Raw genomic sequence first — 23,017 nt, 5'->3', positions numbered from 1 at the left:
CATGCATTTCACCATTCAACGCGAAGCCCTGTTGAAACCCCTGCAACTGGTCGCAGGCGTCGTCGAGCGCCGACAGACCTTGCCGGTGCTTTCCAACGTATTGCTGGTAGTCGAAGGCCAGCAATTGTCCCTGACTGGTACTGACCTGGAAGTCGAACTGGTCGGTCGTGTGCAACTGGAAGAGCCCGCTGAACCGGGCGAGATCACCGTACCGGCGCGCAAGCTGATGGATATCTGCAAAAGCCTGCCGAACGACGCGCTGATCGATATCAAGGTTGATGACGCCAAGTTGGTCGTCAAAGCTGGCCGCAGCCGGTTCACCCTGTCCACGTTGCCTGCCAACGACTTCCCAACTGTGGAAGAAGGCCCAGGCTCGCTGACATGCAGCCTGGAGCAAAGCAAGCTGCGCCGTTTGATCGAGCGCACCAGCTTTGCGATGGCGCAGCAGGACGTACGTTACTACCTCAACGGTATGCTGTTGGAAGTGTCAGAGGGCATCATCCGGGCCGTGGCCACCGACGGTCACCGTCTGGCAATGTGCTCAATGAAGGCCGATATTGGTCAGCCTGATCGCCACCAGGTGATCGTGCCGCGCAAAGGTATCCTTGAACTGGCGCGTTTGCTCACTGAGCCGGATGGCAATGTCAGCATTGTGTTGGGCCAACATCATATCCGCGCGACTACCGGTGAATTCACGTTCACTTCCAAGCTGGTCGACGGTAAATTTCCGGACTACGAGCGTGTGTTGCCTAAAGGTGGCGACAAACTGGTGCTCGGTGATCGCCAGGCTCTGCGTGAAGCATTCAGCCGCACTGCGATCCTTTCGAACGAAAAATACCGCGGTATTCGCCTGCAACTGGCCAATGGTCAGTTGAAAATCCAGGCCAACAACCCGGAGCAGGAAGAAGCTGAAGAAGAAGTGGGCGTGGATTACAACGGCGGTTCTTTGGAAATTGGCTTCAACGTAAGTTACTTGCTCGACGTGCTGGGTGTGATGACCACAGAACAGGTTCGCCTGATTCTGTCGGACTCCAACAGCAGCGCATTGGTGCAAGAATCCGACAACGACGACTCGGCTTACGTTGTTATGCCGATGCGCCTGTAATAGACGCTAGATGTCCCTCAGTCGTGTCTCGGTCACCGCGGTGCGCAATCTGCACCCGGTGACCTTCTCCCCCTCCCCCCGCATCAATATCCTCCACGGCGCCAACGGCAGTGGCAAAACCAGCGTGCTGGAAGCCATTCACTTGCTGGGCCTTGCTCGTTCCTTTCGCAGCGCGCGCCTGCTACCGGTTATCCAGTATGAACAATTGGCGTGTACGGTATTTGGCCAGGTTGAACTGGCTGAAGGTGGGCACAGCAGCCTGGGGATATCCCGTGATCGCGGCGGAGAGTTCCAGATTCGCATCGACGGGCAAAATGCCCGTAGTGCTGCGCAGTTGGCGGAAATCCTGCCATTGCAACTGATCAACCCCGACAGCTTTCGACTGCTGGAAGGTGCACCGAAAATCCGCAGACAGTTCCTCGATTGGGGAGTGTTCCACGTGGAACCAAGGTTCATGGCCACTTGGCAGCGCCTGCAGAAGGCCCTGCGGCAGCGAAACTCATGGCTGCGGCATGGTACACTTGACGCCGCTTCGCAAGCGGCCTGGGACCGGGAACTGTGCCTGGCCAGCGACGAAATAGATGAATACCGCCGCACGTACATCAAAGCCTTGAAACCCGTTTTTGAGCAGACCTTGAGTGAGTTGTTGGACCTTGAGGGCCTGACATTGAGCTACTACCGCGGCTGGGACAAAGAGCGAGAACTGAGTGCAGTGCTCGCCACATCCTTGCAGCGGGACCAGCAAATTGGTCATACACAGGCTGGCCCCCAACGCGCTGACCTGCGCCTTAGATTAGGCGCACACAATGCTGCGGATATCTTGTCCCGTGGCCAGCAGAAGTTGGTGGTGTGCGCGCTGCGTATCGCCCAAGGCCACTTGGTCAGCCAGGCGCGACGCGGTCAGTGTATTTATCTGGTGGATGACTTGCCGTCCGAATTGGACGAGCAGCACCGCCGCGCGTTATGCCGCTTGTTGGAAGAATTACGCTGCCAGGTGTTTATCACCTGTGTAGACCATGAATTATTGAGGGAAGGCTGGCAGACGGAAACGCCAGTCGCTTTGTTCCACGTGGAACAGGGCCGTATCACCCAGACCCACGACCATCGGGAGTGAAGGCATGAGCGAAGAAAACACGTACGACTCGACCAGCATTAAAGTGCTGAAAGGTTTGGATGCCGTACGCAAACGTCCCGGTATGTACATCGGCGACACCGATGATGGTAGCGGTCTGCACCACATGGTGTTCGAGGTAGTCGATAACTCGATCGACGAAGCGTTGGCCGGTCACTGCGACGACATCAGCATCATCATCCACCCGGATGAATCCATCACTGTGCGCGACAACGGTCGCGGCATTCCGGTAGATGTGCACAAAGAAGAAGGCGTCTCGGCGGCAGAGGTCATCATGACCGTGCTTCACGCCGGCGGTAAGTTCGACGATAACTCCTATAAAGTCTCCGGCGGTCTGCACGGTGTAGGTGTGTCGGTGGTGAACGCTCTGTCCGAAGAGCTGATCCTGACCGTTCGCCGCAGTGGCAAAATCTGGGAACAGACCTACGTTCACGGTGTTCCACAAGAACCGATGAAGATCGTCGGCGACAGCGAAACAACGGGTACGCAGATCCACTTCAAGCCATCGGCTGAAACCTTCAAGAATATCCACTTCAGCTGGGACATCCTGGCTAAGCGTATTCGTGAGCTGTCCTTTCTTAACTCCGGTGTGGGTATCGTTCTCAAGGACGAGCGCAGCGGCAAGGAAGAGCTGTTCAAGTACGAGGGCGGTCTGCGTGCGTTCGTTGAATACCTGAACACCAACAAGACTGCGGTCAACCAGGTGTTCCACTTCAACATCCAGCGCGAAGACGGCATCGGCGTAGAGATCGCCTTGCAGTGGAACGACAGCTTCAACGAGAACCTGTTGTGCTTCACGAACAACATTCCACAGCGCGACGGCGGTACTCACCTGGTGGGTTTCCGTTCCGCACTGACGCGTAACCTGAACACCTACATCGAAGCCGAAGGCTTGGCCAAGAAGCACAAAGTCGCCACTACTGGTGACGATGCGCGTGAAGGCCTGACCGCAATCATCTCGGTAAAAGTACCGGATCCCAAGTTCAGCTCCCAGACCAAGGACAAACTGGTGTCTTCCGAAGTGAAGACCGCAGTGGAACAGGAGATGGGCAAATACTTCTCCGACTTCCTGCTGGAAAACCCGAACGAAGCCAAGCTGGTTGTCGGCAAGATGATCGATGCGGCGCGCGCGCGTGAAGCGGCACGTAAAGCCCGTGAGATGACCCGTCGTAAAGGCGCTTTGGACATCGCTGGCCTGCCAGGCAAACTGGCCGACTGCCAAGAGAAAGACCCTGCCCTCTCTGAGCTGTACCTGGTGGAAGGTGACTCTGCTGGCGGTTCCGCCAAGCAGGGTCGTAACCGTCGCACCCAGGCCATCTTGCCGTTGAAGGGTAAGATCCTCAACGTCGAGAAAGCGCGCTTCGACAAGATGATTTCCTCCCAGGAAGTTGGCACCTTGATCACGGCGTTGGGCTGCGGTATTGGCCGTGACGAGTACAACATCGACAAGCTGCGCTATCACAACATCATCATCATGACCGATGCTGACGTCGACGGTTCGCACATCCGTACACTGCTGCTGACCTTCTTCTTCCGTCAGCTGCCGGAGCTGATCGAGCGTGGCTACATCTACATCGCCCAGCCGCCGTTGTACAAAGTGAAAAAGGGCAAGCAAGAGCAATACATCAAAGACGACGACGCCATGGAAGAGTACATGACGCAGTCGGCCCTGGAAGATGCGAGCCTGCACTTGAACGACGAAGCCCCGGGCATCTCGGGCGAGTCGCTGGAGCGCCTGGTAAACGACTTCCGCATGGTGATGAAAACCCTCAAGCGTCTGTCGCGCCTATACCCTCAGGAGCTGACTGAGCACTTCATTTACCTGCCGGCCGTTAGCCTGGAGCAGCTGGGTGATCACGCAGCGATGCAGGATTGGCTGGCCCAGTACGAAGTGCGCCTGCGCACCTCCGAGAAGTCTGGCCTGGTGTACAAAGCCAGCCTGCGTGAAGACCGTGAACGTAACGTTTGGCTGCCTGAGGTCGAGCTGATCTCCCACGGCCTGTCGAACTACGTCACCTTCAACCGTGACTTCTTCGGCAGCAACGACTACAAAACCGTGGTTACCTTGGGGGCACAACTGAGCACCCTGTTGGACGACGGCGCTTACATCCAACGCGGCGAACGCAAGAAGCAGGTCAAGGAGTTCAAGGAAGCCCTTGATTGGCTGATGGCTGAAAGCACTAAGCGCCACACCATCCAGCGATATAAAGGTCTGGGCGAAATGAACCCGGATCAACTGTGGGAAACCACCATGGACCCGGCCCAGCGTCGCATGCTGCGCGTGACCATTGAAGACGCCATTGGCGCAGACCAGATCTTCAACACCCTGATGGGTGATGCGGTCGAGCCTCGTCGTGACTTCATCGAGAGTAACGCTCTGGCAGTTTCCAACCTGGATTTCTGATTCATGTGAGCGTACCCGCCAATTGGCACTCAGTTCTTATGACCGACTGTTTCCAAATCAGGACTATATGCCTAAGGGCGGTTTTGGAAATCTTATTGCACTGCCTTTGCAAAAGCGTGCCAGAGCCCAAAATAACAGCGTGTTTGTAGATGACTCGTTGGTACCTCACTCTGATCAATGGTCTTTTCTAGCCTCAATTCAGCGGATGAACCCAGCGGATATTGAGCCAGCGATTATCCGGGCGATGGGTAACAGTGATCCCATAGGCGTCGCGTATATCGAGGATTGTGGGGATGCCGAACCTTGGAAAGATCGTGATTCCAGATCGCATAAGTTGAATTGTCGGTTACCTGCGTCTCTCCGTATCACTCTGGCCAACCTGGTGTACTTTGAAAAGTCGGAATTACCGCAGCCCTTGGCGAACCAGCTTGTCCGACTCGCGGCATTTCAAAATCCGGAGTTCTATAAAGCCCAGGCAATGCGAATGTCGGTCTGGAACAAGCCTCGGATCATCGGCTGTGCACAAAATTTTCCGAAATATATTGCATTACCGCGGGGGTGTTTGGATGCTGCGTTGGACCTGATGAAGGGGAATGGAATAGTTCCTGAGTTTCAAGATGAACGCTTTGCAGGTGACCCCATCGATGTGAGTTTCCTCGGAACTCTACGTACTGATCAGGAAGCTGCGGTTAGCGAGATGCTTGGTCACGACGTCGGCGTCCTTTGTGCGCCGACTGCATTTGGCAAAACCGTTGCTGCCGCCGCGTTGATTGCGAAGCGCAGTGTTAACACTTTGGTGCTCGTACATAGGACAGAGCTGCTTCGGCAATGGCAAGAGCGTTTGCAGGCATTTTTAGGTGTCGGTAATGATGTCGTGGGCTCTATCGGTGGCGGGAAGGCAAAACTCACAGGTGTCATCGACATCGCCGTAATGCAGTCTTTATCGCGAAAGGGTGAAATTAGCGATAAGGTAAAAAACTACGGGCAAATCATCGTAGATGAATGCCATCACGTATCAGCCGTTTCGTTCGAGACTTTACTAATGAGCGCTGCGGCAAGATATGTGGTGGGACTTACAGCAACTCCAGTACGTCGTGATGGGCAGCAACCTATCATCTTTATGCAATGCGGACCGATCCGTCACACTGCTGCTCGCCCGACAAACGCCCCTCACGATTTGTCTGTAGTGCCCCGATTGCTTTCCAAGCCTGTTGTCCTTCCCGACGGTTCAGGAATTCAGGATGTCTTTCGATGCTTGGCTGATGATATCGATCGCACAGCAAAAATCGTCTCAGAGGTGGCGGTAGCGTTCAGCCAAGGTAGGAAAATCTTGGTGCTGACTGAACGTACTGAACATGTGGATGCACTTGAGGCGGAGTTGAAGGGGCGCGTGCATAACCTGTTTATACTTCACGGGCGTGTACCAAAAAAACTGCGAATCTCCCGCATGCAGGAGCTTGATTCACTGCCTCCTGGTGCGCCGCGCGTGCTCGTCGCAACTGGAAAGCTAGTTGGTGAAGGCTTCGACCATCCAGCATTGGACACGTTGGTACTTGCGATGCCTATCTCTTGGAAAGGAATTCTTCAGCAATACGCAGGACGATTGCATAGAGCGCATGCCGATAAGGCTGATGTACGAGTGATCGATTTCGTTGACGCGGGTAACGTTGCATTGATGCGGATGTGGGATAAGCGGCAGGCGGGGTATAAAGCGATGGGTTACCGTATGGCTGACTCCCTAGCCACAATGGATCTGCTTTAGCAGTGCAGTCCTCGTGGAACCCTATTTTTGATCCGGCCACCCAGCGCCTTCATTGTCGTGAGAACGCTGGCTGTAGAAACGACATTTAATAAGGTCAAAAAACTGTAATGCGACATTAATTACAGCTCATCTGAGACATTTATTGTGCCCGCGTTCCACGTTGAACCCCCATTCAATCTAGGGCTGCCATGACACTTAATCTGCCCATCGACAATTCAGGCACACCGCTAAACAAAAAGGCCAACGCTAAGCGTTGGCCTTTTTTATTGGGTGAAGATTACCTACTTTTCGAAATGCTCCACGTGGAACATCTACTGTGAAGCGGTCGCCACACTCTCTAAACGATACCCATAGCCATAGATCGTTAGCAACTGCCAGCCACGATCGGCCGTGAGTCCTAGCTTGTTGCGCAGGCGGTAGATATGCGTATCCAACGGTCGTGACGACACCATTTCTTCATGGGTCCAAAACCGCTCGTACAAGTATTCGCGGGATAAGGGCCGGGCCAAATTGGCAAACAAGCAGCTAGCCAGCCGGTATTCCCTCTCAGTGAGATTGATCGGCTTGCCGGCACGGGTGACGGTCAACTCTGCATCATCAAAGGTCAGGTCGTTGAAGCTTTGCACTTCATGAGTCGCTGACTTCTGTAGGCCATGCCGGCGCAAAACAGCGGTTACACGCGCCTTCAATTCATTGGGTCGGAAGGGTTTGCTGACGTAATCGTCGGCACCGCTGTTTAGCGCAGTGACGATATCGCTCTCTGCATCACGGCTGGTCAGCATGATGACGGCAGGTGGTGAGTCCATGTGTTCACGGGTCCAGCGCAGGAGGGCGATCCCAGTGATGTCCGGTAGTTGCCAGTCGAGTATCAACAGGTCGAAGGTTTCTCGGCGCAGTTGGCGCAACAGGTCCTCACCGCGCTCGAAGCAATGCAGGGTCCAGGGCTGTTCGGCGGTGCTGGGGATTTGTCGCAGTGTCTGTTCCACCCGGCGCAGTTCCGCGGATTCGTCATCCAGTATTGCGACACGCATGAGTGGTCCTTTCTTCTTGGAGAGTACGGCAGCCGTTGCAAGGGTACGTACTGCGCAAATGAGGTCTTTGAATCTGAAGAATTGTGCGCAGATTCATCGACCCCTTGGATCCTCGGTACGCTGAGATCAATGAACGGTTAAGCCATTGAAAGTCCTCGATACCTATGTGGGAAAGATACCGGCTCCCGGCAGTAAGGAAAAGGATCAGCCGACGCGTGCGCTGGCGTAATCTCCTGCACACTGATGTCAGATGCCTTCCGGCCCCAACCTTGATGAGCACCATGATCCTTTCCCCCAATCGATTACGCCACGCCCTCCCCTCGTTGTTGATGTTGGCAGCAGGCGTTTCTGCCAAGGCTCGACCGCCTTACATCGATGATCATTTATTGTGCCGCCCGCAGCCATTGCCAGCGGTTGTCCAGCATCTGAGCGGGGAAGCGTGGAAACTTGATGTCCGAGGCAAGACCAGCCCTTTGGTGGAAGGTATGACCATTGATGAGCAGGAAGGTGTGAAAACATCGGCATCTGCATTTGTTAGCCTGCTGCTGCGGGATGGCTCGCGGGTCGTGCTGCCCTCTGAATCACAGGTGCGATTGCACTTGGAAACGAAGTTATCTATCCCCCAGGTCGTGCTCGAACAAGGCCAAGCCGAGGCTTATGTGATCAAGCGCGCCACGGGAGTGGACCGTTTTCAGATCGTGACGCCGGTGGGTGTACTGGGCGTACGCGGCACGCATTTCCGCGTACGTAATGACGATGAGCAATCGGTACTTGAAGTATTGGATGGCAAGGTGGCGGCGAACCGAGAACCTGGAAAACCCACGACGGAAGGTGAAGTTAAAGTCGATGCCAGGCATGGCCTATTGTTCAAGAAACAGGGTGACCTGAAACCCGTGGAGCTTCTCGCCGCGCCCCAGCTTATCGGTCAGGACGGTCAGAAAGGCGATGCGCCGGTCTGGAGTCTGTACGTACGGCCTGTGCCTGGTGCCCAGCGTTATCGGGCCCAGGTCGCCACCGACAAGGCCTTTATGAACATCAAGCAGCAAAACTTTTCCAGTGCGCCAAAAATGAGCTTCACTGGGCTCAAGGCATCGTTCTATCACGTGCGTTTATCGGCCTACGACGAACAGGGCCTTGAAGGAGAAACCGGGGTTTATGACATCTTCTACTACCCGCCCACCACGCAGGTGCGTTGATCGATGATGCTCTGGGGCAAGGCCGAGAAACGTCAACCCACCCATGCCCAGCGCCTGTTTCACGGCTTGGTGCGCGAGTGGTTGTGGATCGGTTTGTTGCTGTTGCCCATCACGGCGTACCTGTCCCTGAGCCCTGGCCTGGCATTGAATAACCCGCTGTACGACAGCCTTCGCCGGCTGACACCGCTGCCGGTTGACCCGCGAATCCTGCTGGTGACTATCGACGATCCCAGCCTTAAAAAACTTGGCCAGTGGCCCTGGCCCCGCAGCCTGCATGCTGACCTGATTGATCGCCTGAGCGCTGCGCAGCCGGCCGGTATTCTGTTTGACGTCATCTTCAGTGAGCCGGGCAACCCTGCGAACGACAAGCGCCTGGCCGACGCGGTGTGCAACGCCGGTAACGTTTTGCTGCCTCTGGTACGTGAAGGCCTGGCGAGCTACAGCCAACCCGGTGCACAAATGCAGCCCTTGCTTAAGTGTGCCAAGGGGGTCGGCCATATCAACGTGGAAGCGGACAACGATGGCGTTGTGCGCAGTCTGTATTTACGCGAAGGACCACCCAATAGCACTGCGCCGCAACTGGCGTGGTTGGCCTACGAGATGAGTGGTGAGCAGGCACAGATGCCTGGGGAGCCATTGGAACCGATGACTCAACACTGGCACCGGGAACATGCGATTCGTATCCCTTTCATTTCAGCGCATGCCCATTTTCCCAGCGTGTCCTACGCCAGCGTACTGCATGGCGAAGTACCGCCCGAGCTGCTGCGTGACCGCCTGATTCTGGTGGGATCAACGGCTTCTGGAATGGGCGACCGTTATGTCACGCCGCTTTCCTCTACCGTTGGCAACACGGCGGGTGTGGAGATCCAGGCCAATGTGCTCAATGGCTTGCTGCAAGGCCGCAGCATTGTTGACCTGCCGCAATGGCTCGCCGCAGTGATGGCAACGTCCTTGGTGGCGTTACTGCTGGGGTCGCTGCTTTATCGTCCGCGCTATGCGCTATGGATGACCTTGGGCTGCATGATCGCGGCACTGCTCGTCTCATTGACCTTGTTGCGGTTAGGCCACTGGTGGTCGCCTGCCGCGTGCTTGATTGGGTTGCTGCTCAGCTACCTGATCTGGAACTGGCGTCGCCTCAGTGTGATCCTGGCCTACTTCGGTTGGGAACTGGCACGCCTGGATAACGAACCCAAAGTGTTGCCCGAACGCCGCCGTGCGCCCGCTAACAAAGGCGATGTGCTGCAGGCACGTATCTTTGCGCTGGAGCAGGCGGTCAGCCGCACCCGCGATACCCGGCGCTTTATGGCTGATGGCCTGGAGTGCCTGCCGGTCGCCACGCTGATCACCGATCCCAAGGGTAATATCCTGCTGGCCAATCGCATTGCCCGCGAAGTGTTCGTCAATGACCTGGTCAGTGAAAACCTGTTGGAGCAACTTGCGGACCTGGGTTATCCGCCACTGCACAACGGCGTGCGCCCTGCACTCTCGGCGCTGGAGCTGATTGAGTTTCGAGATATCCACCAGCGCAGCCTGCGTATGGAATTGGCGCCTTTGCTACCCGCTGAAGGTGACGTAGCGCTTGGCTGGCTGCTGAGCCTGACGGACCTGAGCAAGGAGCGCGACGCCCAGCAGCACCGCGAGACCATGCTGCGCTTCCTGTCTCATGACCTGCGGGCGCCGCACTCGGCGATCCTCGCGCTGTTGGATGTGCACAACGGTGAGTCCCCCGTTTTTGCCCAAATAGAGCAACAAGTGCGTCGTGCCTTGAGCCTCACCGAATCCTTTGTGCAGTTGGCAAAAGCCGAGGCCGACGGTTATCAATTCCAACCCACCTTGTTCGCCATGTTGGTGATGGATGCTTTTGATCAAGTGGCGGTGATCGCTCAGCTCAAGGGTATTCATTTGGTCCACGACCTGGATGAGGCCGACGAGGGCATGGTGTCCGCCGATCAGTCACTGCTTACCCGCGCTTTGTTTAACGTGCTGGAGAACGCCATCAAGTATTCACCTTCTGGTACCACCGTCAGGCTAAGTCATGACACCGCGCAAGGTCTGTTGGTCTGCCGTATCAGCGACCAAGGACCAGGGATTGCTGCGCAGGATCTGCCGGAACTGTTTAGCCAATACCGGCGCTTTGATTCGGCCCAAGGCAGTGAAGGGTTGGGGTTGGGACTGACGATGGTCAAAGCGGTGATAGAACGTCACGGTGGCGAAATCCGTTGCGAAAGCGTAGTGGGCAAAGGCACCACGTTCAGCCTGCATTTACCGTTGTTGGAGGACTGAACACAGCCGTTTTTATGCTGTGCATAAAAAACCGGCCACAAGGGCCGGTTTTTTAATGCGGGAAAAACTTATGCACCTTTTCCGCAATTTTATGAGCTTGAGAAATATGTAAGAAAATCAGCTTCTTATGGATCAAAAAAGGCAATTCGCCAACAAACCGTACACAGGTTATCCACAGAAGCTCAAGCTGCCGGTGTCTCCACTGCAACCGGCTCTGGCGGCAGCGATCCCATGGCCCGCTGTTGCGCTTCATTCCACGCAGCAGCGCGGTCATTCAGCGCGGCAATGGCACGCGGTCCTTCACCTTCGGCGTACATCGGTTCGCCGATGACGACGGTGATGGTGCCCTCGCGTTTTGCCCAACCGGTCTTCGGCCAAAACTTGCCAGCGTTGTGGGCAATCGGCAGTACCGGCAAGTTGGCATTGACTGCCAATGCAGTACCACCGCGTGAGAACTTGCCTACAGTGCCGTAGGGCACGCGAGTACCTTCCGGGAAGATCAGCACCCAAACGCCATCCTTGAGCAGCTCATCGCCCTTCTTGGCCACGTGTTTGAGGGCGGCCTTGGGGTTGTCACGGTCGATGGCGATCGGCCGCAGCATGGCCATGGCCCAGCCGAAGAACGGCACGTATAGCAACTCGCGCTTGAGCACTTGGCTCAACGGTGAGAAATATGCCGACAGGAAGAACGTCTCCCAGGTGCTTTGGTGGTTCGACAGAATCACGCAGGGCTGGTCTGGGACGTTTTCAGCGCCTTTGATCTCGAAGCGGATGCCAAGGAATACCTTGGTCAGCCACAACGCGCAGCGGCACCAATAGACGTTGATAAAGCGATACCGCGCCTTGAACGGCAGGAAGGGCGCGATAAAAAAGCTCAGGGTGCACCAGAGAAACGAACTGGTGCCCAACAGCAGGTAAAAGAAGAAGGTTCTGATGGCCTGCAAAATCGACATGGCGGCATTTACCGTTGCGGGACAACGCCCGCCTGTTAAAAGCGCACTCCCGAACAGTCCTTGGTCAGGAAGTCGAGGGCGGCTAGTTGTTGATAAGTTCTGCGGCGACTGCCGCCAGATCGTCAAAAATCAAGGTGCCTACCGGCAGGTTTTTCGCCTGGGTCTTTTCGCCTTTCCCGGTCTTAACCAAAACTGGCTGAGAGTCGACGGCTTTGGCCGCTTCCAGGTCACCGAGGCTGTCCCCGACGAACCATAGCCCAGCTAATGGCACCTTGTAATGTTCTGCAATAGTTTTCAACATGCCTGGCTTGGGTTTGCGGCAATCGCAGCCCTCGTCCGGCCCATGCGGGCAATACACCACCAGGCCTACGTCCCCGCCCTGCTCGGCCACTAGCGTGCGCAAGCGCGCGTGCATGGCGTCCAGGGTAGCGATGTCGTAGTAACCACGGGCGATGCCGGACTGGTTGGTGGCGATGGCCACCGTCCAGCCGGCTTTGCTCAACTGCGCGATGGCCTCGATCGAACCGGGCAGTGGAACCCACTCCTCCACCGACTTGATGTAAGCGTCGGAGTCGTAATTGATCACCCCGTCCCGATCGAGAATCAGCAGTTTCAACATGGTCAGCTCAGCGTCGAGATGTCGGCGATGTTGACGAACAGGCCACGCAACCGCGCCAGCATGGCGTAGCGGTTTTTGCGCACGCCGGCATCTTCGGCATTGATCATCACCGCTTCGAAGAACGCATCCACCGGCTCACGCAAGGTGGCCAGGCGCGCCAGGGCTTCGGCGTAGTTACGCTCGGCGATCAGCGGTTTCACCGCGTTTTCTGCCTTGGCGATGGCCGAGTTCAACGAGAACTCCTTGGCATCGGCAAACAGGCCAGGGTCGACTTCCGCGTTGCCCAGGCCTTCGGCCTTGCTCAGCAGGTTCGATACTCGCTTGTTCACGGCGGCCAGGGCATCGGCTTCCGGCAGCTTGCGGAACGCCTGTACAGCTTGTACGCGCTGGTCGAAGTCCAGTGCCGAGCCCGGTTGCAGGGCACGTACCGACAGGTACACCGACACGTCCACGCCTTCGTCTTCGTAACGCGCACGCAGGCGGTCGAACACGAACTCCAGCACTTGCTCGGCCAGGCCGGCTTGCTTGACCTTGGCACCGAACTGGCCAACAGCGAACACCACGGCCTGGGTCAGGTCGAGGTCGAGCTTCTTGTCGATCAGGATACGCAGCACACCCAAGGCCGCACGGCGCAAGGCATACGGGTCTTTGCTACCGGTAGGCAGCATGCCGATACCGAAGATACCCACCAGCGTGTCCAGCTTGTCGGCGATGGCCACGGCCGCACCGGTCAAGGTGGTTGGCAGCTCAGCGCCAGCACCGCGCGGCATGTACTGCTCGTTCAGGGCCAGGGCTACGTCGTCCGGCTCGCCGTCGTTGAGGGCGTAGTAGTAGCCGGCAACGCCTTGCATTTCGGGGAATTCGCCGACCATCTCGGTGGCCAGGTCGCACTTGGACAGCAGCCCTGCACGCGCAGCCCAGGCAGCATCACCGCCGATGCGCGGCGCAATGTAGGCGGCCAGCTTGGAAACCCGTACGGCCTTGTCGTAGACGCTGCCGAGTTTCTCCTGGAACACCACGTTTTGCAGGCGCAGGTTGAAGTCTTCCAGCTTCTGCTTCTTGTCTTGCTTGAAGAAGAACTCGGCGTCGGTCAGGCGCGGGCGGACGACTTTCTCGTTACCGGCGATGATCTGTTGCGGGTCCTTGCTTTCGATGTTGGCCACGGTAATGAAGCGCGGCAGCAACTTGCCGTCCACGTCCAGCAGGCAGAAGTACTTCTGGTTGTCCTGCATGGTGGTGATCAGTGCTTCTTGCGGCACGTCGAGGAAACGTTCTTCGAACGAGCACACCAGCGGTACCGGCCATTCAACCAGCGCGGTCACTTCGTCCAACAGGCTTGGCGGCACGATGGCGGTGCCTTCCTGCAGGCGGGCCAGCTCTTCGGTGCGCTTGCTGATCAGCTCGCGACGCTCGTTGGCGTCGGCCAGCACGTAGGCAGCACGCAGGTCGGCGGCGTAGTTGGCCGGCGACGTGATGCGTACCGCTTCTGGATGGTGGAAACGATGGCCACGGGAGTCACGGCCAGCCTTCTGGGCGAGGATAGTGCAGTCGATGACGTGGTCACCGAGCAGCATCACCAGCCATTGGGTTGGACGTACGAACTCTTCCTTGCGCGCACCCCAGCGCATGCGCTTGGGGATCGGCAGGTCATTGAGGGAATCTTCAACGATGGTCGGCAGCAGGCTGGCGGTCGGCTTACCGGTGATAACTTGGCTAAAGCGCAGTTTCGGGCCGCTCTGGTCTATTTCGCTCAGCTCGACGCCACACTTCTTGGCAAAACCAAGGGCGGCTTGAGTCGGGTTGCCTTCGGCGTCGAAAGCCGCCTGGCGTGGCGGCCCGTCGAGGTTGATGCTGCGGTCCGGCTGCTGGGTTTCCAGCGCGGTCAGCAGTACAGCCAGGCGACGTGGCGCGGCGTAGACTTTTTTAGCGGAGAATTTCAGGCCAGCGCTTTGCAGGCCCTTCTCGATACCGGCCAGGAACGCATCGGCCAGGGTGTTGAGTGCCTTGGGTGGCAGCTCTTCGGTGCCCAGTTCAACCAGGAAATCTTGAGCACTCATTGTGCAGCCTCCAGCTTAGCCAACACTTCATCACGCAGGTCCGGGGTTGCCATCGGGAAGCCCAGCTTGGCGCGAGCCAGCAGGTAGGCTTGGGCGACGGAACGCGCCAGGGTGCGTACACGCAGGATGTATTGCTGGCGCGCAGTGACCGAGATAGCCCGGCGTGCGTCCAGCAGGTTGAAGGTATGGGAGGCCTTCAACACCATTTCATAGCTTGGCAACGGCAGCGGCTGGTCGAGTTCGATCAGGCGCTTGGCTTCGCTTTCATAGAAGTCGAACAGTTCGAACAGCTTGTCGACGTTGGCGTGTTCGAAGTTGTAGGTGGACTGCTCCACTTCGTTCTGATGGAACACATCGCCGTAGGTCACTTTGCCGAACGGGCCGTCAGCCCACACCAAGTCGTAGACCGAGTCCACGCCTTGCAGGTACATGGCCAGGCGCTCAAGGCCGTAGGTGATTTCGCCGGTCACCGGGTAGCACTCGATGCCACCCGCTTGCTGGAAGTAAGTGAACTGCGTCACTTCCATGCCGTTGAGCCAGACTTCCCAGCCCAGGCCCCAGGCACCGAGGGTTGGCGATTCCCAGTTGTCTTCGACAAAACGGATGTCGTGGACCAGCGGGTCCAGGCCGACATGTTTCAGCGAGCCCAGGTACAGTTCCTGGAAATTGTCCGGGTTCGGCTTCAATACCACCTGGAACTGGTAGTAGTGCTGCAGACGGTTCGGGTTTTCGCCGTAGCGGCCGTCAGTCGGGCGACGACTGGGCTGCACATAAGCGGCGTTCCAGGTTTCCGGGCCGATGGCCCGCAGGAATGTTGCGGTGTGGAAAGTGCCGGCGCCTACTTCCATATCGTAGGGCTGAAGTACCACACAACCTTGCTCGGCCCAGTATTGCTGGAGGGCGAGGATCAAGTCTTGGAAGGTACGCACGGCTGGCGTAGGCTGGCTCACGAAATTCACCTGTTACTTGGGCTGCGATTTAAAGAGCGGGAGTATACCCGATTCGGCCGCGCCACCATCCCCTGGAGCCTTATGCCACGCTGCTTTTGGTGTTCTGAAGATCCGCTGTACATGGCTTATCACGATCAGGAGTGGGGAACGCCGCTGCGCGATGCGCAGGGCTTGTTCGAGTTGCTTTTACTCGAAGGGTTCCAGGCGGGCCTTTCCTGGATCACCGTTTTACGCAAACGCGAGCATTATCGAAAGGTCTTGTTTGGCTTTGATGCCCAACGCTTGGCGCGACTGACCGATGCCGAGATCGAAGCGCTGATGCTCGACCCAGGCATCGTGCGCAACCGTCTCAAGCTCAACGCCACCCGACGCAATGCCGCGGCCTGGTTGGCATTGGAAGATCCGGTGGGCTTGCTCTGGTCGTTTGTCGGTGGCGTGCCCAAGGTCAATCACTTCAAGGATCGCAGCGAAGTGCCAGCGATTACGCCCGAGGCTGAAGCCATGAGCAAGGCGTTGAAAAAAGCCGGGTTCACCTTCGTGGGACCGACCATTTGCTACGCGTTCATGCTGGCGTAGTCAATTCGTATGTTGAGATCAACGCTTTCGATGCTCTGGGTGAAACGGGTGATGGTGGCAGTTCGTTGTGTGGTCGTTGACGAAACCAGCAGCTTGCATGAACGCATAGGCCACTTTTGGGCCAATATGGACAAAGCCTTTTGATTTAAGAGCCTTTGACATTGCGATTGACTGCTCTGTTTCAGATGGAACGTCAGCAGCATAATACCAATCGTTAATTATTTGATGACCACCGATAAAGCTTAAAAGAAAGTCTCTTGGGTTTTCAAGTTCAAGCCAAGCCTTGGCGTTTTGTCTTGCACCATTGAGCTTTGAACGATTTCTAATAATGCCCGCATCTTTCATCAAAGTATTTTCGATATAGTCATCTGACATTGTAGACATTAGTTCTGCGTCAAAACCAAAAAAGGCATTTTCAATATTTTCTTTTTTGGCTAATACAGTGCTCCAAGACAAACCACTTTGCATAGTTTCTAAAATGAGCATTTCAAAAAGGATATCCGAGCGTGGGATATTTCGAGGTGCCCATAGCACATCATGATATGCACGAAGCATTGGGCTTTTCTCTGCCCATGCACAACAAGTGCTATCTCTTTCGCTACTCATAAAAACCCTCCAATGGCTAACTATTGAAAGGAATTATACATATATTTATGGAAAAAAAGAACTCACGCCTTACAGGCGTCGAGGGTGAGATTATTAAAGTCATTTTGAATTTGCCTTTAAAAAGAAGCACATTTTTTTCACACACACATATGGTAAACAGGACAAAGTAGTGCAAATTAAAAAGCCTTAAATAAGGTTTTATCCAAAATCTTCAAAATCTACGCAACTCAGACGCCAAGCGAGATGCTTATCTTTAATTTCGGCAATTTTTTCTAAATCTGGACTGTCTCCATCTGTGGATTCTTCAAAAAGCCTGATAATCAGGTTGTTTTCTTTTATTTCATTCTCCAAAGAAGAAATATACATATAATTACCATCAATGATTTTTCTCAGCTCTATTATTTCAGCATTTAAGTCTTTTGCATGCTTTGCAGAGCGAACAATCTCTGACAAAAAAGCATCATTAATTACTTGAAGGTGATTATTTTTGTAGTCAGGCTGATATGGTTCAATTTTTCTTTTCATTTTTAGAATTGATTGTTATATCTGCATTTTACATTTTTTAGCTTTTGATTTTGCTTTAAAAAAAGAAGCACATTTTTTTTTCACACACATATGGTAAACAGGACAAAAAGTTCGCACCTTTTTGGTGCGCCATTTAAACGCATCCTGTCTTTTTCAGTTCATAGTATTTTGTTTTTCCAATACCTAACGCTTTCCACGGCTGTGATTTGGATTCACCTGTTTGTTTTTTCATACCCTGCTCACGCCTTAAAACCTCCTTTTTCTCTCTGTCCCTTCTTCTTTTTTCATCATCAGAAATAATGGTTTTAAGGTGTTTCTGTTCTTCTTCTGTGATATTGAAAACATTGATTAAATAAGAATTTCTTGGTGTGTATAGGGGGATATATTCATTTGGTCTTATCGCATTTATCGAAGTTTCAAGATTGTATTGTCTTACTCTATTTTCAAGAGTGCTTAAATCAGTAAAGCGCCAGTTTTTGTCTTTGAAAACTTTTTGACCAATTTTTTCTGCTTGTTCACGAAATTCTGAAAAATTCATTCGACCAGTGATGGACATAAAATTGCAAATCCAAAAGGTGAAATTTATGCGCTCGCCTTCTACATCGCCACGCATTTCGATCAATTTCAAGAGGTCTTCATAGCGTGCTTTTGCAAGGCTTCTTGTATTTTTTGCTATAAAATTTACGCTGGGCTTTTGCTTTTCTTCATTAGCAACTGGCAATGACATTGCTTTTTTGATGACTGGTTGAACCTCTTTCAAAGCCCTGGGCTTGGGTTCTTTTTTAACGCCCATTACTTTGTCTATATCGTCTTGTGTAGTGTGTTTTTCAAGAACTTGGAGAAGATAATCGAAAGATTGGTTTTCGTGAACTTCAAGTAATTCAGCACGTCTGCCAGTTTTTCCATTAATTGTTCCACACAATCGAAGTAGTCGAGCAACATCAAGCGCTTTTGTATCAGAACCAAAATCTTCGAATAGTTTATTGATTACTCGCTGTGCGATTTTCCATTTTTGAACATTTAAAGGCGTTCTATATTTGCCTTTTCTGTTCTTTTTAGACAATTGAAAAACTGGCTGTTTCACTTTGAAAATCCATTTTAAATAGTAGCCATTTCCTGAATACATAAATGTCGGAAACGGCAAACCGTTAGAAAGACAAACTGTCTTTACATCATTAATTAGTTTTTCGTGCGTAGTATCTTTATATTTTTCAGTCTTATATGTGTCTAAATCACAAGACAACATAACGAGATTACATAGCCTTTTCTCGCTTCTGCCGTATGAGAATTGATTAGATGTTATATAGCAGTTTTCAGCATCACGATATAATTCAAGAGACTTTTCTAAATCTTGAACTTCGTATGTTTTTTGCTCAAAGCCGTTTTTGTATTGTTCGCCTTTTAAGCATATGGCGATTTTAGCGAATTTTGGGAAGTCTTTTAGTTCACGTTCGGATTGAACATGATAGTTGAGGGGTTCATAAATATTTTCAAAAAAGTTTGTTAATGGTCTTGCTTTTTGAAATGGTGCGGTATAATAAGTATGTAAGTTCAATTGTTATAATGTTGGTTGGCACTTTCAGTATAACAAATTAAAATTAAAATCAAGTCCCTATTAAGGGACTTTTTCTTTATTTATACTTATGGAGATTTCTGCGCTTCTTTTCTTCTTCTTTTTTGGCGGGATTATTATCTGCCGGGACATTAGGAGGACTTTCGAGCTGAACAGGTTCGGCGGGGGCTGTGGCTTCAATGACTGGCGGTTTTGGCTTCTTTCGCATCTCTAATTGAGCCTGGAACGGCTCAGGTGAAAAGCCTTTATAGCGCTCTGGATGCAGAGCGTATCTTTCAAGCAACTCTTTCAAATCATGGGCTGTGGGTGTGTAGCCTTCGATTTCAAGGCCCATCAAAGAGCCTACAAGCCACGCTTTACGCTTGAACGCATCATCGCCAAAGAGATCGTATCTGGTGCCTCCATTCTTCTCTTGAAGAGCTTGAAAACCAGCCTTGATGGACATTTCTGTTGGATTTTGAAAACTGCAAGAATTGTCAGAAATGACGAAACTTGATTTGAATTTCGGATTATTGCTTATAAATGTCTTGCCATCGTGGCTATCGAATTTCTGATAAAGCAATTTTTTCTTGTTTGGTTTGTCAAAATTTCGCTCTGGCGATATAGCGCCAAAGCCACACGGTTCAGCGGTTTCAGGTCTTGGTGGTGCATCCTCATGGTTACGCATAATCTCGACCAGACGGCCTTCGTCATCGATCTTGAAATGCTGTAAAAGCTTTGAAATTTGCAAGCCCACTGAGCTTGGTTTTATTGATGTTGTGGCTTTGGTGATGTAATACCCTGACACTTTGGCAGGGTCTTTTTTGCTGTTGTTCAGATTAATGGTGTAACCATTTTGTTTCATTAAATCGAAAAATTGATGTGCTGTTTTTGATTTTTCAAGTAATGATTTCAGTTCGTTCTTATATTTTGCTTCATCGCTTTGCTTGCCACTGTGGTGCTCATATTTTCTTGCGCCTGCTGTAAGGTTAATACGATTTTTATCTTCTCTTGATTGTTTTATTTTCTTGTTCTGCAAGCCATATTTTTCTTCTATTTTTTGAGCAAGGTTTTCAATTTCTCGATAGTTGTTCTTTTTGTAAAATGGTTTACTATCGAAGTCTCGATTTTCCATTAACAAATGAATATGAGGATTTTTAGTATCTCGATGGATTGCATAAGCATAATTTCTATTTGAGCCAAAATGATTTTTTACTAATAGTTCAGCAATGGCTTTCAATTTAACATCAGATATTTCACTATGGCTCTCTTCAAAACTAATGACATAGTGCATCTCATTTGATTTCTGTTTTGCTGTTAACCTGCTATTGAAATCGTTTTGAATATCATGCGCCGATTGCCTCAAATCATTAACGTCAATTGGGATGTTACCGCCAATGGCAGTGCATTTTTCTCTATTAAAGATGTAGGTAGCCAGATTTTTTGTATTAGAGTTTACCCTTGGTATTTCTTTGATTAGCATATTACACCTCCATGCTAATCATTTTTCTCAAACCCGAGAGTGAATTTAAAATCTCCATGTGGAGGTCAGGAAAAATCTCTAAAAAATATTTGTTGAATTCTTGAATTGATGCATTTGAAAATTTGTCATGAGCATCATCAGCATAGGTTTTGAAAGTAGCATATCTATCTGCATTCAAATTAAAAAAAGATGATGCAAAAGCTGACTGATAAATTTTTAACTCACTCATGAATTGATAAAATAAATCATCAAATGTAAGTTTCTTATTTTCTTTCTTGAATGACTTGAACTTAGATTTAATGAGAGAAAAATCTTTTTCCGAGTAGGTAAGATTTAGTTTTTTTGTTTTCAAACCATCATCAGGTATTGGCATCGCCTCCGACAAACATTTAGCACTAAAAGATGGCTCTGCTCTAAAAGTTTGAGCACTGAACAGAAGCTTTGAAAGGTCAACTCTTGACTGTCTTATTTGGCGAATGATTTTATCTGCATCTGGTGTTCTGTGATGAGGATTGTCTTTTAGATGCGTTGAGTAATTAGTCGTAAGATTTGCAAGATATTGATTATAATTTCTCAATACAGCTTCGCTGTTATTTTTAGCAATTATGTATGTGGCGCAACCATGCAGTATGTAATCCTTGAATGCTTTTGCAATTGAAAAAGCATTGGCTGAATTTCTATTAAAGCTGGCGATGAAGTCTTCTAAAATCTCATGATTAACTTGTGTTAAGCATGGGCATATTCTTTTTACTGGTGTTGATTTTTTTGATGTTGTCATAGTGTTGAATATTTATTTTATACACTAATCTTAACATATTTTATTTTCAAAACCGCCGTTAAGCATTTTAGGATATGACCCTTGTGGGAATATCCTTGTCCCGACCATAGGAGGGCAAGCATAAAAAGCAAACATACCGTAAGGTTATGTTTGAGGGAAAACCGCCAAGGTTTCCCGTCTTTTTATTCTGCTTGCTTCTTTTGATTACGCTTTTGATGTGATAGTTGTAAACAACCTCTTTGATTTCATTAATCATAGCAGAAGAAAAAAACGGATTTTTAATCCGATTTTTTGTTGTGCTGATTGATTTCAATTATGGGCATAGATGCAGAGTCAAATACTTCAAAAATCTGACCTTCAATTTCATCGGCGTAAGGGTCAGTGTGGTCTTCATGAATTACTAAATCAGAGGTCTGATTTATTGGTAAATCATGCTCGACTCTGTTTATAAAATCATCTTGCTTGTGGTAGCTGATTTCAGTTTCAAGCCTATCGTCGATTGAAATTTCAATTATAAAATCGCAACCTTCTTCACCTTTTGAAATTGAGATATCGGCTTGGTTTGTTCTCAAAATCTTGTTAATTATTGCTCTCTGTTCTTCATTTTTTAACGCCGCATCAAGCTGTCCATAGTCAAAGATTTCAGCTTCATTTTGTGAACGCTTCAAAGCATTTTCTGCTTTAAGTTCATAAATCCTTTTCTGAATTTCATCAGAATTTTTTTCAAGTTCTTCAAGTCGATTGACAAGAGTTTTTGAGACAGTGCCCATCTCAATGGCGTTCAAAATGTTTGTTTTTTGGTCTTCCGTTTTTATCAAGTTCGATCTTAATTTTTCAATTTCTGCGTCGTCGATTTTGGTTTTTTGAGTCAAAGATTTTTTAAGGATTGACAGATTTATTTCGTTGAAAAATACACGCTCAACATCATCGTAGTCATACCACAGCCTACCTTTTTCGATACACTGATTTGTTTCTGACTTCGTGCATACAAGATATTTCTTACCACCACTTTTCCATTTCATATGCGCCAATCGCATTGGAGAAAAACAGTAGGTGCAAGTCATAACATTACGAAAAATGTTTTTAAATCCAGAAACTCTGCCTGTTGATTTTGTGGTTCTTCTGTTTTGAATTTCAGCACGTAATTCTTCAAATTCAGAACGGCTAATCAATGCAGGATAATAGTCATGAATGACTTCGCCGGGCACTCTGATTTTATTGCCATGCTCATCATATTCAATGCGATGAGTCTGCAAATCACCACATACGGAAGAGCGATTTAGAAGATGAGAAACTGTTTCCTTTGAAAAAACCTTGTCGGATTTTCTTTGCTCATTGATTTTCGCTGTGGCTGTATACATGCCATATGTTTTCAGCAATGACAGACACAATTTTACATCAGATGCTTCTGGTTCTCGAAACTCAATCCAATCAGGAGTTCTTTCAAGCCAGAACGGCAGTGAACCATAAACTACTTTTTTATCCTTTGCTTTTTCTCTTCGGTTTTGATGCTGGCGAGTGATACGGTCAGACTTCGTTCTGCTCTCTTCGTGAGCACGATAAAGCAAAGTTTGAATTTCAATATTTTCAATAAATTGATTTTCGGAATCAATTGAATAGCGTTTGTATGGCGATAATGTCGCAATGTCCACGCCATTGTTAATAATGTCGAGAATTACAGAATGTGCAATGTAGCCACCTTGGCGTGAAATCCTGTCAAAACTTTCAATTACAAGAATTGAGCCTTTTTCAATTTCTCCTTTCTTGACTCTATCAAGGAAGTCTTTGATAGCGCCTTTTTTGATGTTCTTGCCATTGAATGACGATAGGCGGTCAAGGAAAACGGGTTCTACCAGCTCACCATTATTCTCTTGCAGGAAGCGCTCAATCTGACCCAATTGACGGCGTTCAGAGTCGCCCTTCGCTTGCTCCACGGTGGACATGCGTATGTAGGCATAGACTGGTGTGCTACGGTGCATTTCTGTGGCTCCTGTGCCGTATACAG

17 protein-coding genes and 1 pseudogene are annotated in these 23,017 nt (G+C 50.9%); 7 read left to right on the top strand and 11 right to left on the bottom strand.

Translation table 11 applies throughout. The features are described from left to right. Position 1: 1 nt before the first annotated feature. From dnaN to HF257_RS16575, 4 genes and pseudogenes are all read left to right on the top strand, one after another. Positions 2-1,105, top strand: a complete 1,104-nt coding sequence (gene dnaN / locus HF257_RS16590; protein WP_185709615.1) for a DNA polymerase III subunit beta — start codon at positions 2-4, stop codon at positions 1,103-1,105. Between the two features lie 10 nt (positions 1,106-1,115). Continuing rightward, complete coding sequence (gene recF / locus HF257_RS16585) at positions 1,116-2,219, top strand: DNA replication/repair protein RecF (protein WP_185709616.1); 1,104 nt, start codon at positions 1,116-1,118, stop codon at positions 2,217-2,219. A 4-nt stretch (positions 2,220-2,223) separates the two neighbouring features. Next, positions 2,224-4,641, top strand: coding sequence for a DNA topoisomerase (ATP-hydrolyzing) subunit B (gene gyrB, locus HF257_RS16580; protein ID WP_185709617.1), 2,418 nt, complete (start codon positions 2,224-2,226; stop codon positions 4,639-4,641). After that, positions 4,634-6,403 (top strand): annotated as a pseudogene (locus HF257_RS16575) (TOTE conflict system archaeo-eukaryotic primase domain-containing protein); the annotation flags it as partial. The gene gyrB and the pseudogene HF257_RS16575, both read left to right, overlap by 8 nt. Positions 6,404-6,714: 311 nt before the next feature. Here the strand turns inward: HF257_RS16575 and HF257_RS16570 are convergent. After that, the gene (locus HF257_RS16570) at positions 6,715-7,434 is read right to left on the bottom strand and encodes a response regulator transcription factor (protein WP_185709618.1); all 720 of its coding nucleotides are present in this window, start codon (positions 7,432-7,434) and stop codon (positions 6,715-6,717) included. 281 nt (positions 7,435-7,715) lie between these two features. On the opposite strand from HF257_RS16570, the gene HF257_RS16565 reads away from it, so the two are divergent. Then, positions 7,716-8,630 (top strand): FecR family protein, encoded by a 915-nt coding sequence (locus tag HF257_RS16565; protein ID WP_408635700.1) that lies wholly within the window; start codon positions 7,716-7,718, stop codon positions 8,628-8,630. Positions 8,631-8,633: 3 nt separating this feature from the next. After that, the gene (locus HF257_RS16560; protein ID WP_185709620.1) at positions 8,634-10,913 is read left to right on the top strand and encodes a CHASE2 domain-containing protein; all 2,280 of its coding nucleotides are present in this window, start codon (positions 8,634-8,636) and stop codon (positions 10,911-10,913) included. A 182-nt stretch (positions 10,914-11,095) separates the two neighbouring features. Here the strand turns inward: HF257_RS16560 and HF257_RS16555 are convergent, their stop codons facing one another. The 4 genes from HF257_RS16555 to glyQ all read right to left on the bottom strand — a co-directional run bounded on the left by HF257_RS16555 (position 11,096) and on the right by glyQ (position 15,492). Next, complete coding sequence (locus HF257_RS16555) at positions 11,096-11,866, bottom strand: lysophospholipid acyltransferase family protein (RefSeq protein WP_185709621.1); 771 nt, start codon at positions 11,864-11,866, stop codon at positions 11,096-11,098. A gap of 82 nt (positions 11,867-11,948) precedes the next feature. Beyond that, entirely contained in the window at positions 11,949-12,485 is a 537-nt protein-coding gene (gene gmhB, locus HF257_RS16550; protein ID WP_185709622.1) for a D-glycero-beta-D-manno-heptose 1,7-bisphosphate 7-phosphatase, read from the bottom strand. Between the two features lie 2 nt (positions 12,486-12,487). Further along, positions 12,488-14,542, bottom strand: coding sequence for a glycine--tRNA ligase subunit beta (glyS, locus tag HF257_RS16545; RefSeq protein ID WP_185709623.1), 2,055 nt, complete (start codon positions 14,540-14,542; stop codon positions 12,488-12,490). Beyond that, positions 14,539-15,492, bottom strand: a complete 954-nt coding sequence (glyQ, locus tag HF257_RS16540) for a glycine--tRNA ligase subunit alpha (protein ID WP_003187265.1) — start codon at positions 15,490-15,492, stop codon at positions 14,539-14,541. The genes glyS and glyQ overlap by 4 nt, the downstream gene beginning before the upstream one ends. A gap of 81 nt (positions 15,493-15,573) precedes the next feature. On the opposite strand from glyQ, the gene HF257_RS16535 reads away from it, so the two are divergent. Beyond that, the gene (locus HF257_RS16535) at positions 15,574-16,068 is read left to right on the top strand and encodes a DNA-3-methyladenine glycosylase I (protein ID WP_185712099.1); all 495 of its coding nucleotides are present in this window, start codon (positions 15,574-15,576) and stop codon (positions 16,066-16,068) included. An 18-nt stretch (positions 16,069-16,086) separates the two neighbouring features. Here the strand turns inward: HF257_RS16535 and HF257_RS16530 are convergent, their stop codons facing one another. The 6 genes from HF257_RS16530 to HF257_RS16505 form a co-directional block, all read right to left on the bottom strand. Next, on the bottom strand, positions 16,087-16,674 hold the full coding sequence (locus tag HF257_RS16530; protein WP_133144141.1) for a DNA-3-methyladenine glycosylase I: 588 nt from the start codon (positions 16,672-16,674) through the stop codon (positions 16,087-16,089). Between the two features lie 198 nt (positions 16,675-16,872). Then, positions 16,873-17,199: a hypothetical protein gene (locus tag HF257_RS16525; protein WP_133144140.1), complete on the bottom strand. Its 327-nt coding sequence runs from the start codon at positions 17,197-17,199 to the stop codon at positions 16,873-16,875. A 133-nt stretch (positions 17,200-17,332) separates the two neighbouring features. Then, the gene (locus HF257_RS16520; RefSeq protein ID WP_153368089.1) at positions 17,333-18,754 is read right to left on the bottom strand and encodes a hypothetical protein; all 1,422 of its coding nucleotides are present in this window, start codon (positions 18,752-18,754) and stop codon (positions 17,333-17,335) included. Between the two features lie 76 nt (positions 18,755-18,830). Beyond that, positions 18,831-20,234, bottom strand: coding sequence for a relaxase/mobilization nuclease domain-containing protein (locus tag HF257_RS16515; RefSeq protein ID WP_153368087.1), 1,404 nt, complete (start codon positions 20,232-20,234; stop codon positions 18,831-18,833). Between the two features lies 1 nt (position 20,235). Beyond that, complete coding sequence (locus tag HF257_RS16510; RefSeq protein WP_153368085.1) at positions 20,236-21,012, bottom strand: hypothetical protein; 777 nt, start codon at positions 21,010-21,012, stop codon at positions 20,236-20,238. A 278-nt stretch (positions 21,013-21,290) separates the two neighbouring features. Further along, the gene (locus HF257_RS16505; RefSeq protein ID WP_153368083.1) at positions 21,291-22,991 is read right to left on the bottom strand and encodes a recombinase family protein; all 1,701 of its coding nucleotides are present in this window, start codon (positions 22,989-22,991) and stop codon (positions 21,291-21,293) included. Positions 22,992-23,017: the final 26 nt, after the last annotated feature.

The sequence above is a fragment of the Pseudomonas cremoris genome, assembly GCF_014230465.1.
Note: the sequence above shows the minus strand (reverse complement) of the source record. Positions and strands in the feature narration are given on the sequence as shown.

Excerpts from the sequence above, each read along its gene's own strand:
- dnaN (WP_185709615.1), top strand. The coding sequence starts at position 2 with ATGCATTTCACCATTCAACGCGAAGCCCTGTTGAAACCCCTGCAACTG.
- recF (WP_185709616.1), top strand. The coding sequence starts at position 1,116 with ATGTCCCTCAGTCGTGTCTCGGTCACCGCGGTGCGCAATCTGCACCCG.
- gyrB (WP_185709617.1), top strand. The coding sequence starts at position 2,224 with ATGAGCGAAGAAAACACGTACGACTCGACCAGCATTAAAGTGCTGAAA.
- HF257_RS16570 (WP_185709618.1), bottom strand. The coding sequence starts at position 7,434 with ATGCGTGTCGCAATACTGGATGACGAATCCGCGGAACTGCGCCGGGTG.
- HF257_RS16565 (WP_408635700.1), top strand. The coding sequence starts at position 7,716 with ATGATCCTTTCCCCCAATCGATTACGCCACGCCCTCCCCTCGTTGTTG.
- HF257_RS16560 (WP_185709620.1), top strand. The coding sequence starts at position 8,634 with ATGATGCTCTGGGGCAAGGCCGAGAAACGTCAACCCACCCATGCCCAG.
- HF257_RS16555 (WP_185709621.1), bottom strand. The coding sequence starts at position 11,866 with ATGTCGATTTTGCAGGCCATCAGAACCTTCTTCTTTTACCTGCTGTTG.
- gmhB (WP_185709622.1), bottom strand. The coding sequence starts at position 12,485 with ATGTTGAAACTGCTGATTCTCGATCGGGACGGGGTGATCAATTACGAC.
- glyS (WP_185709623.1), bottom strand. The coding sequence starts at position 14,542 with ATGAGTGCTCAAGATTTCCTGGTTGAACTGGGCACCGAAGAGCTGCCA.
- HF257_RS16535 (WP_185712099.1), top strand. The coding sequence starts at position 15,574 with ATGCCACGCTGCTTTTGGTGTTCTGAAGATCCGCTGTACATGGCTTAT.
- HF257_RS16530 (WP_133144141.1), bottom strand. The coding sequence starts at position 16,674 with ATGAGTAGCGAAAGAGATAGCACTTGTTGTGCATGGGCAGAGAAAAGC.
- HF257_RS16525 (WP_133144140.1), bottom strand. The coding sequence starts at position 17,199 with ATGAAAAGAAAAATTGAACCATATCAGCCTGACTACAAAAATAATCAC.
- HF257_RS16515 (WP_153368087.1), bottom strand. The coding sequence starts at position 20,234 with ATGCTAATCAAAGAAATACCAAGGGTAAACTCTAATACAAAAAATCTG.
- HF257_RS16510 (WP_153368085.1), bottom strand. The coding sequence starts at position 21,012 with ATGACAACATCAAAAAAATCAACACCAGTAAAAAGAATATGCCCATGC.
- HF257_RS16505 (WP_153368083.1), bottom strand. The coding sequence starts at position 22,991 with ATGCACCGTAGCACACCAGTCTATGCCTACATACGCATGTCCACCGTG.